A 13,292-nucleotide genomic window follows, 5' to 3' on the forward strand; every position below is an offset into this window, starting at 1 on the left:
CGGGGCTAGAAGTCGCCGAACCCGCCGCCGAAGTCTCCGCCACCGAAGTCGCCGCCACCCCAGCCGCTGCTGTCGCCGAGGCCGCCGCCGTCCCAGCCGCCGCCGTCGCCGCCCCAGCCACCGCCGTCGCCGCCCCAGCCGCCATCCTGGCCACCGGCGTCCAGACCCTGGTCGAAACCCTGGCCGTAGCCCTGGTCGAAACCCGAACCGAATCCGTTCTCGAATCCCGAAGCGCCGTAGTCGACGCCGTGCATGCCGGAGAACAGTGCGTCGAACAACAGCACCGATCCGACACCCCACGCGCCGGCCACCAGGGCCGTCTTCCACCACGGCTCGGAGTACCAGCCCGCCGGCACCGGACGGCCCGCGACCTGACCGCCGGGGTAGTAGTTCGGGGTCCGCTGGCTCGGTGTGGGGGAGGCCTCGATCTCGCGGCCATCGAACTGCACTCTGCGGTCCTCGGTCACCGCGCCCGCGGCCTTCTGGCCGGACACTGTCTCCAGTTCGGGGCCTGGATCCATACCCATCGCGGTGCGGGCGGCGCGCACGTAGTACAGCCCTTCGATCGCGCTTTCCTTGGCCAGCATTGCCTGCTTGGCGGTGGTGGCCTGATCGATCTGAGAGGAGGCGGCGGTGAATCGCTCGGATGCGTCGGCCAGCGCTTGGGTGGCGGCCTCGTTGTTGCCGGACAGATTGAGCACCTGGCCGCCGAGGCGCTCGATCACCCGGCGAGCATCGGCCTTTGCGTCGGCCAGCGCAGCCGCGCTGCGATTGCCCGAGGCCCGCGACGAACTCACCACCGCCAGCACGATCACGCCGATGACGACCAGGATGAGCACGACCAGCACACCATTCATGGCGTCCACAGTACCGATCCTGTGAAAGTGCTCCGGAGAACGAGAATTAGCTCGTCAGAGCACGCCGAGGGTGCGGTACACCTCGTCGCTGAGCGCGGTACTGCGCGGATCGGCATTGCATTTGGTGGCGTCGAAATAGTTCATCACGTATGCGTAGCCGATGCGGTGCTCGAGGTCGACGAACCCGTAGGAGCCGCCCGAGCCGCCGTGGCCGAAGCTGCTCAGGTTCGGGCCTGCCACACCGCGTTGATTGAGCATGTAGCCCAGGCCCCAGCCGTGATCGGCGACCCGGGGCCCGAGCACGACGTCGGGATCAAAGCCGCCCTGCGAAACCCGCACCGCCTCCAGATGATCGCGGCTGAGCACCTTTTCCTGCGCGAGCCCGTTGTAGAACGTGGCCAGGCCGAGCGCCGACACATGGCCGTTTGTGCTCGGGAACTCACTGACACGCCATCGCTCGAGCTCGTGGGAGCCCAGCTCGTCATCGGGGACAAAGCCCATCGCGACGGCCATCCCGGCCATCGGATGCTCGGCGAGTGAGGTCGGATACCCCGGTGCCTGGCCATTGGCCAGGACATCGCGAATGTGGGGCTTGTTGATCATCTCCGCGCAACGGTGGTGTTCGGCGGTAGGCAGACCGATGTGGACGTCGATGCCCATCGGTTCGGCGATCTCGGTCCGCAGGTACTGGCCGATCGTGCGCCCGGTGACCCGGCGGACGACCTCGCCGAGAATGAACCCGAAGCTGACCATGTGGTAGCCCTGGGCTGTGCCCGGCGGCCACCACGGCTCGGCGGCGGCCAGGTCGGCGCACACCCGGTCCCAGTCGGTGGTGTCGCTCCAATGCATGCGGGTGCGAGGCCCGATCACCCCTGACCGGTGCCCGAGCACCGACGCGATCGTGATGTCCTGCTTGCCGTTCGACGCGAATTCGGGCCAGTACCGGGCAACCGGGGCGTGCAGGTCGAGCTCGCCGCGATCGGCGAGCAGGTGCACACATGTGCTTGTCAGCCCTTTGGTGCCGGAGAACACGCTGGCCAGCGTGTCTTGGCGCCACCGCTGGCGCCGGTGGGCATCGGCGTAGCCGCCCCACAGATTGACCACCAGGTCTCCGTCGACCCACACGGCGACCGCTGCGCCGACCTCATCACGAGAGGTGAAGTTCGCCTTGAAAGCATCGCGCACCGCGCCAAAACCCGCGGCGCACGCACCGCCGATGGGAATGTGGTCGCTCAACGCGCCTCCTGGCCGCCGGTTATCGCCTGAATCTACGGCGGTCAGGTTAGCCAGCAAAGTTGTGAGGACGATTGGAGCGGAATCGAAACCACCCTGTAATTAGCGCCGATGCCGGCGGATTTGTTCATGTGGATTTTCCGGGCGGTTTGGCGTTCTCGCAGGACCGTACGTCACGATCCTGATGTGGAGATTCCCGATACGGGCATTCCGCCGGCGCTTGCGGGCCGGATGACGATGGCCGAGCAGTACGAATGGCATCAGAGGTATCTGCGCGCGCGCCCGGTGTCGCGGCGCAACTTCCTGCGCGGGTCGGCGGCGGCGGCAGCCGTGGCGGCGCTGGGAGCCGCCCCGTTCGGGCGCCGCGCATACGCCCAGGACGCGCCGCTGGCGGTGGCCGGCCGGCGGGTCGGCTACGGCACCGACGCCGCGAGTCAGCTGCGGCTGGCCGGCCAGTTGTCGCGCAATCCAGGCGCCACCAAGGTTTTCCTCGACCACGGCCCGACGCCCGGGCTGGGTGCGACGGTAGAGGCCGAGGTGCGCAACCTGGTGACCCAGATCCCGGACAGCAGCGGCGGGGTGCTGTCGGCCGAGCAGTTCTACGTCCACGCGCCGGTGGACGGACTGCCCGGGCGTGCCCCGCACTTCTACCGATGGCGCACCGACGACGGGTTCGTCAGCGACGTGCGCTCAGCCGCGACCGCCATGCCCAGTGCGCGAGATGCGGTGGGCTGGTTCCGGTTCACCATGATGGGGGACCAGGGGACCGACGAGACACCGCTTGCCCCGCCCGGTCTCACCCGCGGCGACTACGACGACAGCTACTACAAATCCGACAACGATCCCACCGTGTCGCACACCGGCAATGTGCTGGACCAGATCGTGGCGGCGCGTCCCGACTTCCACGTGCTCGCCGGTGACATCGCCTATGCCGACCCGTCCGGAACGGGTAAGCCGCCGCAGTTCGTCCGAAAGGGCGAGCCGCCCAAGGGTTTCGACAAGTTCAACCCTTATGTCTGGGATGTGTATCTGAACTCCATCGAGGCCAGTGCCTCGACGACGCCGTGGATGTTCGCCACCGGCAACCACGACATGGAAGCCGCCTACCCGGTGCACGGCTACGGCGGCCACCTCGCACGGCTCGACTTCCCGGGCAACGGTCCGTCCGGGTGCCCGTCGGTCTACTCGTTCACCTATGGCAACGTCGCGGTGCTCTCGCTGGACGCCAACGATGTGAGCTATGAGATCACCGCCAACAAGGGTTATTCCGGCGGTGCTCAAAATAGTTGGGTGGAAAGGACGTTGGCGGCGCACCGGGCCGATCCCGACATCGATTTCATCGTCTGCTTCTTCCACCACTGTGCCTATTCGACCACCGAGGCGCACGCCAGCGACGGCGGTGTGCGGGCCGCGTGGGTGGGGCTGTTCGACCGCTACCAGGTGGACCTGGTGCTGCAGGGCCACAACCACGTGTTCGAACGGTCCGACCCGATCCGGGGTGGCGGCCCGACCCGGGCGGCCGAAGACAATGCGATCGTCTACCCGGAAACCGACGGCACCGTCTACTACACGGTGGGGTCAGCCGGACGGCCGCGGTACAACTTTCAGCCCGGCGAACCGGAGAGCTACCGCGGCAACGTGGCGCCCGACACGTTTGTCCCCAACAGCTATGTCTGGACGACCGACGGCCATAAGCAGACCGAAGCGGTCGGCTGGTCCAGGGTGCGCTTCCGCAACTACGCCTTCATCCTGGTCGATGTGCGACCCGGCAACCTGATGAGCGAGATGGACGTGACCGCCGTCGACGAGTACGGCCGCGAGTTCGACAAGCTGACCTACCGCCGGCAGGTTCAGAAGTAGTCGAAGTGGGTTGCGCCCAGCCGATCTGGAGTTCCGTAATCGATATACATCGGCCCGAGGTTCCATGGGATGCGACCCGTGTTCGGTTTGGTTCCGGTCTGCGTCACCTCGTCGTACAGGGCTGGGCTGTTCGTGCCGTTGACGACATAGGTGTACAGCAGGGTCTGGCCGTCGGCTGAGTACACCGAGACCTTGGTTCCAGGTTTGAGGTTTGTCCCGTCGCGAGCGTCTCCGGCGACAGAGAACGGTAGATTGCCGGTCTCCCCGCCGGAGTCGACGTTGATCCTGACGGTCGTCTTCGGCTGGTCGTTGATCTGTATCTGGACGTCACCGACCGGAGTGCCGGAGACCGACCCCTTGGACGGCAGTGGGTTGGGGCCGAACACGACCAGTCCCCATGGGCCGATCAGCTTCTCGTACATCAGCATTCCGTCTTTGGTCTCGCCCGGCAGCAGCGCGTTCAGAGTCGGCCCGGAACCGACATTGGCGCCGATTCCCAACGTGCCCGCCGTACCCTGGGGCGCGGTCCCGTAGTTGTCGAACGCGTTTTCCGAGTCGGCATCGACGATCCGGATATTGCCCGGTGCCGTGATCGCCCCGCCGCCAAAGTCGATTGTCGTGGAGTAGGTGTGATAGTTGTAGAACACCGAATTCTCATCGTCACCGTAGCCGCCGCTATCGGATCCGGTCGACGGCCCAAGGTCTTTCTGTCCCACATACTTTCGTAAGATCGTCAGACCGGACGACCCGGTGTCGAGCTGTATTGGCACGACGGGGCCGCCGTTGACCGAGATGTATACGATCTCCGCGGCGCCTTGCGTCCGCAACAGGTGCACCGAGTAGACCATGCCATTGGTCTTTGCCAGGCTGATGAGATCTCTGGCTTGCGTTGCGGCGGTAGGGGATCCGAGAATTCCCACCAGAGGAACGGTCGAGTCGGCGGCGTTCAGAGCGAGGCCCGCCGCGGTCGGCAGCATCATGGTCGCCAGTAGCGACAGCTGGGCGAGTTGGTGGACGACGGGAACGCCCGTGGTGTTGGCGACTGCTGCCTTCACGCCGTCCATCGAGTTCTGCCACGTGTTGAGCGCCCAGGCCGCTTCCGTCAAAAACATCTGTGGCACAACAGAAGCGGCGCCAGCGACGATGTTGCCGGTTCCCCATGTCTTTGCTTGCAGGACACTCTGGGTCTGGGCGATCTCCTGCAACGCCAACTTCACCGCGCTGCCGGGGACGACGACTCCGTTTCCAGGGAGGAAGGACTGATTGCCGTATCCAGGATTGTCCTGCGCGGCGGCCGAGGTGGTCGAGGTGGTCGAGTCGACGGTCGCGGTCGGCTTGGCGGTGCCAACACCGACGCTGCGCTGTGCTGCGGTCGCGGGGGCGGACGTCGACTTGCTGCTGGACGTGGTCGGAATGCGGTCGCCCGCCGGTGCCCCGGCGGTTCGGGGACGCAGATGCCCGGAGCCCGTTTTCGCTCCAGACGCGGAGGAGCTCGAATCACTCTTGGTCGCCGCGGTACCCGGGTGCCCGGTATCCGCGGACGCGACCGCGCTGCCGGCGGCCATCGCAGCACCGATGCCCAGAGTGACCGCGCCTGCGCCAAGCCAGGCGTACGGTTGGCGTGTTCGGTTGTGCTTCATCGCAATTCCCCACCTAGTTATTGGCCGTCATGGCCTGAGCGGCCTGACGAGCCCCCGAACCCGCCGAGACCACCGCCTTGACCCTTGCCCGGTTTTGCGTTCTGTGGTGTGGAGGCGGTCGCGTTGCCCCCGTTGCCGCCGTTTCCGCCGGTGCCTCCGAACAAGCCGCCGTACGCACCGCTTCCCGCGGTCCCGCCCGTTGCAGTGCCGGTTCCGTCGGTGGTCGCGTTGCCGCCGTTGCCGCCGCGGCCGCCGGTGCCGAGGATCAGGCCGCCCTGACCGCCGGGCGATGCGTTGCCGGCCGAGGCGTCACCATTGCCGGTCGCTGTCGCGTCGCCGCCGTTGCCGCCGCGCCCACCAGTCCCCAAGATCGTGGTCGGGCCGCCCACATTGTTTCCGCCGTTTCCGCCCTCGCCGCCCTTGGCCGAGCCGTTGCGTGAGGTGGCTTTACCCCCGTCACCACCGGGCCCGCCCGAGCCGATGACGGCGAAACCCGCCGCACCGCCGTGGCCGCCGGTGGCGGTGGCGGCATCGGTTGCCGTTGCGTCGCCACCGGCTCCGGCGCTCCCGCCGGAGCCGACTTTGGTGCCACCGCCCTGGCCGCCGACCCCGCCGTGTGCGCCCCGGTCAGAGTCGGTGCTCGTCGACTCGGCAGCGCCGCCACTTCCCCCCGCACCGCCATTGCCGACAGTGGAGGAGCCGCCCCCGCCACCGGCGCCACCAGATGACGATGACTGAGCGGCTCTGCCGCTGCCGCCGTCACCGCCCCTTCCCGCAGTTCCTTGGATGGTGTTGCCGCCGCTGCCGCCGTTGCCGCCCACCACACTCGCGCTCACGTCTGTACTGGTGGAGTCGGCCGTGCCCCCCGAGCCGCCTAAGCCTCCGTTGCCGTAGGTGGACGATCCACCGGTGCCGCCATTGCCGCCGAAAGAACCACCGTTCTGGGAGGTGGCATCGCCTCCACTGCCCCCGGTGCCCCCCGTGCTGAAGGACGAGGACCCTCCGACTCCGCCTGCCCCACCGCCGCCTTCGCCGCTCACGGAGTCTGCGGCGCCACCGGCGCCACCGGCGCCGGCGATACCGAAGGTTGCCTTACCGCCGGCGCCACCCGCGCCGCCGGTGGGTTGGCCGTCGAAACCGTCATGGGCGCTGCCGCCGTCGCCGCCGGCGCCGCCGTCACCGCTGAACCAGCCACCGTTTCCGCCTTTACCGCCGGCGCCACCCGTCTCGACGGTGACTGCCTGACCCCGGTTGTCATCGGCACCACCGCTGCCGCCATTGCCGCCATTGCCCAGCATCGCCCCGCCATTGCCACCGTTTCCGCCCTTGGTGGCCGCCGACGTGCGATTGCCGTCGGCGTCATAGACCGCGGGGGCGCCCGCACCGCCATCGCCACCGTTACCCAGAAACAGGCCGCCGTGTCCGCCGTTGCCGCCGGCCGTGGCGGCAGTGACGAGCGTGCCGTTCTCGTAGACGGCCTGCACTCCCGCGGCGCCGTCGCCACCGTTTCCGAAGAACAGGCCAGCGTTGCCGCCGCGCCCTCCGTTGGCCCCGTTACCGCCGTTACCCCACAGCAGGCCGCCGTTGCCACCATTGCACGCACTGCCGGTGCAGTCGGCCGGCGCGTCCAGCCCGTTGCCGATCAGCCATCCGCCCGGACCTACGATGGGCCGCATGGTGCCGGCCGCTGCTGCCAGCGCGAGCGGCGGGGAGACCGACGTTGCTGACGCCTTCGAGCTGTGCCTGAAGAGCCAGATGTCGTTGTCGGTGGGTGCGGCCGGAGCCTTTGGGATGAAGGCGAATTCGATCGAGGTCAGTTGCACCTCGGACTGCGCCGGTCTCGGTGGCGTGGCACCGATCACGGCAGCCATGCCGCCGGTCAGCGCAGCGCCGGCGACTACGGCCGGCGCGAGCGGAAGCAATTTCCGCAGTGGTATCCGACGATCCAGCGAGCCACGACCGGCCACGAATACCCCCAAGCGTCATCCGCACGATTGGCGTAAGAAGTTTGCCAGGGGCTCGCGAGATGCAAGGATTAAGTTAGGGCCGGTAAGTAGCCAAGTCAAGCATTGTGGGCAATCAATTTCGACGGCGCCACATGTCGTTCACCAGGGAAGGTGTGGCCCCTGCTGCGACTCCTGCAAACAGCGGGCGAGTCGCAGGCATGCTCGTGGCTGCTCACCAGATGTCGAAGTGCATGGCGCCCAGCCGATCTGGGGTGCCGTAGTCGATGTACATCGGCCCCTTCTGCCACGGGATGTTGCCCGTGTTCGGGAACGTGCCCTGCTCGACATTGCTGTCGTAGAGCTGCGGGCTGTTCGACGGGGTGGTCGCGGTCCCCGCTGTGACGGTGTAGCTGTACAGCAACGTCTGGCCGTCCGCCGTGTAGACCGAGATCTTTGTTCCCGACTTGAGGCTGTTGGTCTGCACATCTCGGGCAGAACCGACCACGTAGTACGGGAGGCTGCCGTATACGCCACCGGAATCGACGTTCCCCTTCAGCAGATACTTGTCTCCGTCGTCAACCTTCACCACGAAGTTGCCCACTGGGCCGCCATCAATCCTGCCCCGGGACGGAAGCGGATTCGGCCCGAACACCACGACACCCCAGGAGCCGATGATGTTCTGGTACATCATCACGCCGTCCTTGAGCTCACCGGGCAACAACGCGGGGACCGTGGGGCCGTCGCCCGTGTTGGCGCCAATGCCCAACGTTCCCACTGCGCCGATCGAGGCACTACCGTAGTTCTCATAGGCTGCTTCGTCGCTGGGGTCGACGACCTTGATATTGAACTTCGAGGTGGTCGCGCCGCCGCCGAAGTCCACCGCCGCGGAGTACTCGTTGTACTTGTAGTACACCGAGATGGCGTCGTTGCCGTAGCCGCCGATGCCCCAGCCGAGCGAGGGGCCGAGATCCTTCTGCCCGACGTACTTTTGGAGGATCGTCAGGCCGGAGGACCCTGTATCGAGTTGCACGGGCACGACTGGTCCGCCGTTGACCGAGATGTAGACGATCTGCTGTGAGGTGTTGACCGTGCGCATCAGGTGCGCGGAGTAGACCATGCTATTGGTCTTCTCCGCACCGATCTCCGCTGCGGCTTGCCGTGCAGCGCTGGCCGATCCGAAGATTCCCACCAGCGGAACGGACACCTGCGCCGCGTCGAGTGCCATGCCCGCGGCTGTCGGCAGCATCAAGGTCGCCAGCAACGACAGCTGGGCTAGCTCGTGGGCGACCGGAACGCCCACCGTTCTGGCCACTGATGCCTGAACGCCGCCGATCGAGTTCTGCCATGTGTTCAGCGCCCACGCGGCTTCGGCCAAGAACATTTGTGGCACAACGGAAGCCACTCCGGCTACCAGATTCCCCGTACCCCACGTCTGAGCCGTCAGTGATGTCTGGGTGTGGGCTATCTGCTGCAACGCGAACGTCACCGCACTGCCGGGGACGATGACTTCGTTTCCGGGTAGATACGACTGTTCGCCGTAACCGGGGGAGGGGGCTGCCTCCGCGGCGGGATCGGCTTGGGCAGTGGCACTGTCGCGCTGGGACTTGGCGGCTGCCGGTTGCGACGAAACAGTCACTGCTCCAACGGTTTTAGAGCCTGTACTGCCGGCCTGGGGACGGCTGGGTGGCCTCTTGCGGCCGGCCGTGGGCGCAGTGTCGGCGCGGGGGCGCTGGTGTGCCACCCGGGGCCCGGCTTTGCCACCGGAGTCGGATGCGCTCGACGAAGTGCCTCCGGAAGACGCGCTCGCCGCGGTGTCGGCGGACGCGACCGCGCTACCGGCCGCCAGGGCCGCTCCGATACCCACCGTGACCGCGCCCGCGCCGAGCCAGGCATACGGCTGCCGTGTCCGTGTCATCGCTTTCCCCCGAGACGTCACTGCGCGCTTTTTCCGTTGGCTTTTCCGTTGTGGCCGCTCTGACCTGCCTTGCCGCCGTTGCCTGCGGCGCCCCCGTTCGCACCTTTACCGCCGCGGGCGTTGCCGTCGGTCGGGGCAGTCGCGTCGCCGCCGGCGCCACCGGTGCCGCCGGTGCCGCCGAAGATTCCGCCGTAACCGCCCTCGCCACCGCCACCGCCGGTGGCGATCTTGGTGGGATCCTCAGTGGTCGCCTTGCCGCCGGTGCCGCCGCGGCCCCCGGAACCCATGATCAGCGCGCCTTGACCGCCGGGCCCGGCGACGCCGCCCTTGGCGTTTCCGTTTGTGCTGGTCGCGTTCCCGCCGTTGCCGCCGCTGCCGCCGGTGCCCAGCACTGTTGTCGGGCCGGTCGGGTTGTTGCCGCCGGCACCGCCGTTGCCGCCGACCGCATCGCCATAGGTGGTGCTGGATTTACCCCCGCTGCCGCCGTAACCACCTGTGCCGGTGATCGCCAGGCCGCCGGTACCGCCCCGACCGCCCGTCGCCCTGGTGTAGTTGGTTCCCGTCGCCTCGCCGCCGTCGCCTGCGCCGCCGCCGGTGCCCAGCCGGGTGTTCCCGCCGTTGCCGCCGTTGCCTCCGGTGGCGTAACTGAAGGGCTGCGGATCATAAGGACTGTTCGTGTCGGGGGGCTGGACGAAAAGGTTGTTGGAGCTTGCGGCGCCACCGTCGCCCCCGCTGCCGCCGGTACCCGCGGTGGACGATCCGCCGGCACCTCCGTTGCCACCCGTGGACACGCCTTGGTCGGCCGTGCTGTTGCCGCCGGCGCCACCTCTGCCCGCCGTGCCGAGCGTGGTGGTTCCGCCGTTACCGCCGTTACCGGCCTTGCTGAGCGCCTGGTACTTGGTGGCCGTGGAGTCCGCGTTGCCACCGGATCCACCCGTGCCCCCGATACCGACGCTTGACGAGCCACCCGCACCGCCGTTGCCGCCCAACGCGGTCCACGTTCGGGAGGTGCCGTTACCGCCACTGCCGCCGTCGCCGCCGCCGCTCAGCCATGAGGATCCGCCGGCGCCGCCCGCGCCGGCATAGCTGATCTCGTTGTCGGACTTGGCATTTCCGCCAGTTCCGCCGCTACCGCCGGGGCCGAAGATGCCGCGGCCGCCTGCGCCGGCCTTGCCGCCGTTGCCATTGGCGTTCACAGCCTCGCCGGCACCGCCTGCGCCGCCGGCCCCGCCCGCGTTCAGGGAGCCGCCACCGGCGCCGCCGGCGCCGCCGGTTCCTGCGGCGTTGACGCCCGTGCCGCTACCGCCGTCGCCGCCGCGGCCACCGACACCGAAGGTCGCGTGGCCGCCGGCCCCACCTTTTCCGCCGGTGGCAAACCCGGAGGAGGTATCGGAGGCGTCGCCGCCCCGGCCGCCGTTGCCGCCGTTGCCGAAGATGGCGCCCCCCGCGCCGCCGTTGCCGCCGGCCGCACCCGTCTCGCTGACGGCGTAGCCGGTGTTGACGTCTTGACCGCCGCCACCGCCGTTGCCGCCGTTGCCGAAGAGTGCGCCGCCCGCGCCGCCGTTGCCGCCGGCAGTCGCTGCGTACTTGAGGTTCCCATTGGTGTCGTAGAACGACGCCGCACCGTCGCCACCGTCGCCGCCGTTACCGCCGAAGAGGCCGCCCCGGCCACCGTTGCCGCCGACTGTCGGTGCGGCCAGCGGGTTTCCGCCGTCGTCGGCCGCTCCGTCGCCGCTGCCGCCGTCACCGCCGTTGCCGAAGAACAGCCCTGCGCTGCCGCCATTGCCACCGTGCATGCCGTTGCCGCCGTTGCCCCACAGCAGGCCGCCGTTGCCACCATTGCAGGCTGCGCCCGTGCAGTCATACGGCGCGTCGATACCGTTTCCGATCAGCCACCCACCCGGACCGACGATGGGCCGGATGTTCGGTTTGGCAGGGGCGGTGATCGTGGCGCCGGCCGTCGAGGATGCATTCGAGTTGTGGTCGAGCAACCACAATTGGTCGTCAGAGGCGTTCGCGGGGCTCTGCGGTGCTAAGACGAACTCAGTCGACATCAAGGCCACGGCGGGGTGCGAGGCCTCGGTCGAGGGGGAACTGAGTGCGACGGCGAGGCCGCCGGTTAACGCTGTCCCAGCAAGGACTGAATAGGTCGCGACAGGCAGAACCAATTTTCGACATTGCGCAGAGCGGCGTTCGGCCACGCTAAATCCCCCCGTGTATGCAATCTTCGCTGAAACCGTCAGAATTTGCTGACAGCTCACAGACGCAAACGTAAGTTAGTTTAGGTAAAGAGCGGAGTCAAGGGTTTGGCCGGTCGCGTCGGCCTGCGCAGGCGATCGCGATCACCGACCGTGCGCGGGAGCTCCGACTGGTGATCGATCGCCGGCGGTTGGTCTCGCTACCGCCAAATGCTTTGGCAGTCAATACTATTAGGCGAACGCCGGCTCCTTCGCCATGACTTCCTTGGCCGCGCGTTCTCCGGAGCGCACCGCACCGTCCACCCAGCCGTGCATGACTCCGGATGTCTCGGTGCCCGCCCAGTGGATTCGGCCGCAGGGCTCGGTGATCGCCGGCCCGAATTCGGTGAGCACACCTGGCGGGCAATGACTGAGCATTCCTCCGCCGGAATATCGTTCGACGCTCCAGTCCTGGTCGAGGTAGGCCACCGGGGTGGCGGCCCGTTGACCGAAGCGCTCCACCAGCTGGGCCAGCACATCCTTCTTGCGTGCGTCCGGATCCATCTTTGAATACCGGCGGCCCTCGGGGCCTTCGGTGATCACACACATCACCCCGGGCCGCGGCGCGTCGGTGGAGGCGTCGATGGTCAGCGTCGCCAGCGTTCCGGGTGCGAAAGTCTGGCCCGTCAGCCCGTCTTGTCGCCAGAACGGCTCGTCGTACACGATGTTGATCTTCACGACGGCACCACTTGGGATGCGCTGATGCAGGAAGGCCCGGTCCACCGGAAGCATCGGCTCGTAGCAGATGTGGCTGGCGATCGCGATCGGTACCGCCACGATCACCCGGTGCGCCCGCACGCTCCTGCCGTCGGCCTCGACAGTGACACCGTCGCCGTCCTGAATGATCCGCCGCACAGGCTGATTCAGATGCAGCGAGCCCCCGAGCGCGGCGGCCATTTTGCCGGACACCGCCCCCATGCCGCCGACGATGCGGGAATCCTGCGACCCGTCCTTGATGCCGAGCACGAACGATGGGCCGCCGCCGGACGCCAGCTGGCGGAGCACGAACAACATCGACGTCTCCGACGCTGCCGATGTGTACAGGCCGGCAATCGCCGCTTCAAGCAAGGCGTGTGCGGGCTTGGAGAGGGTGCGGTCGATGAGCCAGGACGCGTAGGTGATGCGGTCGAGCTTGTCGGCGTTCTTGGCTTCCCACGGCGCCTCGAGGGGGATCGTCTTGCACAGCCGGGTCAGGTCCAGGAAAACCGCGCCCATGTTGAGCGCCGCCCAGGGACTCATCGTCAACGGGATGGTCCCCTCATAGCGATAGTGCTTGCCGTCGACGAGCATCATCGCTTCGCCATCGGTGTACTGCTTGTAGCTGCCGACGCCAAATTCCTTCATCAACCCGTAGATGGCATCTTGGCCCGGTCCTATCCAGGCGCCGCCCCGGTCGATCCAGATACCGTCCGGGCCCTCGACGGTGAAGGTGCGACCGCCGACGCGATCACGGGCTTCCAACAGGGCCACCGATCGGCCCGCCTGTCTGAGTCGCAAGGCAGCAGTCAGCCCGGCAAAGCCTGCGCCGACCACGCAGAAATCCACATCGGCCATGGCTCATGGTGCGCTTCGCTGTATACATCCGGTGAGCGTTTGGCAAAGTA

Annotated in this window: 8 protein-coding genes; 1 reads left to right on the top strand and 7 read right to left on the bottom strand. The window is 67.6% G+C overall.

Annotated features, from left to right (window positions below):
- Positions 1–5: 5 nt before the first annotated feature.
- Both Y900_RS21150 and Y900_RS21155 read right to left on the bottom strand, forming a co-directional pair.
- Positions 6–857, bottom strand: coding sequence for a hypothetical protein (locus Y900_RS21150; protein WP_036347445.1), 852 nt, complete (start codon positions 855–857; stop codon positions 6–8).
- Between the two features lie 54 nt (positions 858–911).
- On the bottom strand, positions 912–2,093 hold the full coding sequence (locus Y900_RS21155) for a serine hydrolase domain-containing protein (RefSeq protein ID WP_036344321.1): 1,182 nt from the start codon (positions 2,091–2,093) through the stop codon (positions 912–914).
- A gap of 126 nt (positions 2,094–2,219) precedes the next feature.
- Here Y900_RS21155 and Y900_RS21160 point away from each other — a divergent pair, with 126 nt between their 5' ends.
- Positions 2,220–3,950, top strand: a complete 1,731-nt coding sequence (locus Y900_RS21160) for a metallophosphoesterase (protein WP_051660445.1) — start codon at positions 2,220–2,222, stop codon at positions 3,948–3,950.
- On the opposite strand, the gene Y900_RS21165 is transcribed toward Y900_RS21160, so the two are convergent.
- The 5 genes from Y900_RS21165 to Y900_RS21185 form a co-directional block, all read right to left on the bottom strand.
- Positions 3,941–5,590: a PecA family PE domain-processing aspartic protease gene (locus Y900_RS21165; protein WP_036344324.1), complete on the bottom strand. Its 1,650-nt coding sequence runs from the start codon at positions 5,588–5,590 to the stop codon at positions 3,941–3,943. The two genes, Y900_RS21160 and Y900_RS21165, sit on opposite strands and share 10 nt — an antisense overlap.
- A 17-nt stretch (positions 5,591–5,607) precedes the next feature.
- The gene (locus Y900_RS33480; RefSeq protein ID WP_131536239.1) at positions 5,608–7,569 is read right to left on the bottom strand and encodes a hypothetical protein; all 1,962 of its coding nucleotides are present in this window, start codon (positions 7,567–7,569) and stop codon (positions 5,608–5,610) included.
- Between the two features lie 199 nt (positions 7,570–7,768).
- On the bottom strand, positions 7,769–9,172 hold the full coding sequence (locus tag Y900_RS21175; RefSeq protein ID WP_036344327.1) for a PecA family PE domain-processing aspartic protease: 1,404 nt from the start codon (positions 9,170–9,172) through the stop codon (positions 7,769–7,771).
- A gap of 296 nt (positions 9,173–9,468) precedes the next feature.
- Positions 9,469–11,505, bottom strand: coding sequence for a PE family protein (locus Y900_RS33485; RefSeq protein WP_157838266.1), 2,037 nt, complete (start codon positions 11,503–11,505; stop codon positions 9,469–9,471).
- 375 nt (positions 11,506–11,880) lie between these two features.
- Positions 11,881–13,242, bottom strand: coding sequence for a flavin monoamine oxidase family protein (locus tag Y900_RS21185; protein ID WP_036344329.1), 1,362 nt, complete (start codon positions 13,240–13,242; stop codon positions 11,881–11,883).
- Positions 13,243–13,292: the final 50 nt, after the last annotated feature.

It is taken from the genome of Mycolicibacterium aromaticivorans JS19b1 = JCM 16368 (assembly GCF_000559085.1).
In the GTDB taxonomy this organism is placed as follows: Bacteria; Actinomycetota; Actinomycetes; order Mycobacteriales; family Mycobacteriaceae; genus Mycobacterium; species Mycobacterium aromaticivorans.

Excerpts from the sequence above, each read along its gene's own strand:
- Y900_RS21150 (WP_036347445.1), bottom strand. The coding sequence starts at position 857 with ATGAATGGTGTGCTGGTCGTGCTCATCCTGGTCGTCATCGGCGTGATC.
- Y900_RS21160 (WP_051660445.1), top strand. The coding sequence starts at position 2,220 with ATGTGGATTTTCCGGGCGGTTTGGCGTTCTCGCAGGACCGTACGTCAC.
- Y900_RS21165 (WP_036344324.1), bottom strand. The coding sequence starts at position 5,590 with ATGAAGCACAACCGAACACGCCAACCGTACGCCTGGCTTGGCGCAGGC.
- Y900_RS33485 (WP_157838266.1), bottom strand. The coding sequence starts at position 11,505 with ATGTCGACTGAGTTCGTCTTAGCACCGCAGAGCCCCGCGAACGCCTCT.
- Y900_RS21185 (WP_036344329.1), bottom strand. The coding sequence starts at position 13,242 with ATGGCCGATGTGGATTTCTGCGTGGTCGGCGCAGGCTTTGCCGGGCTG.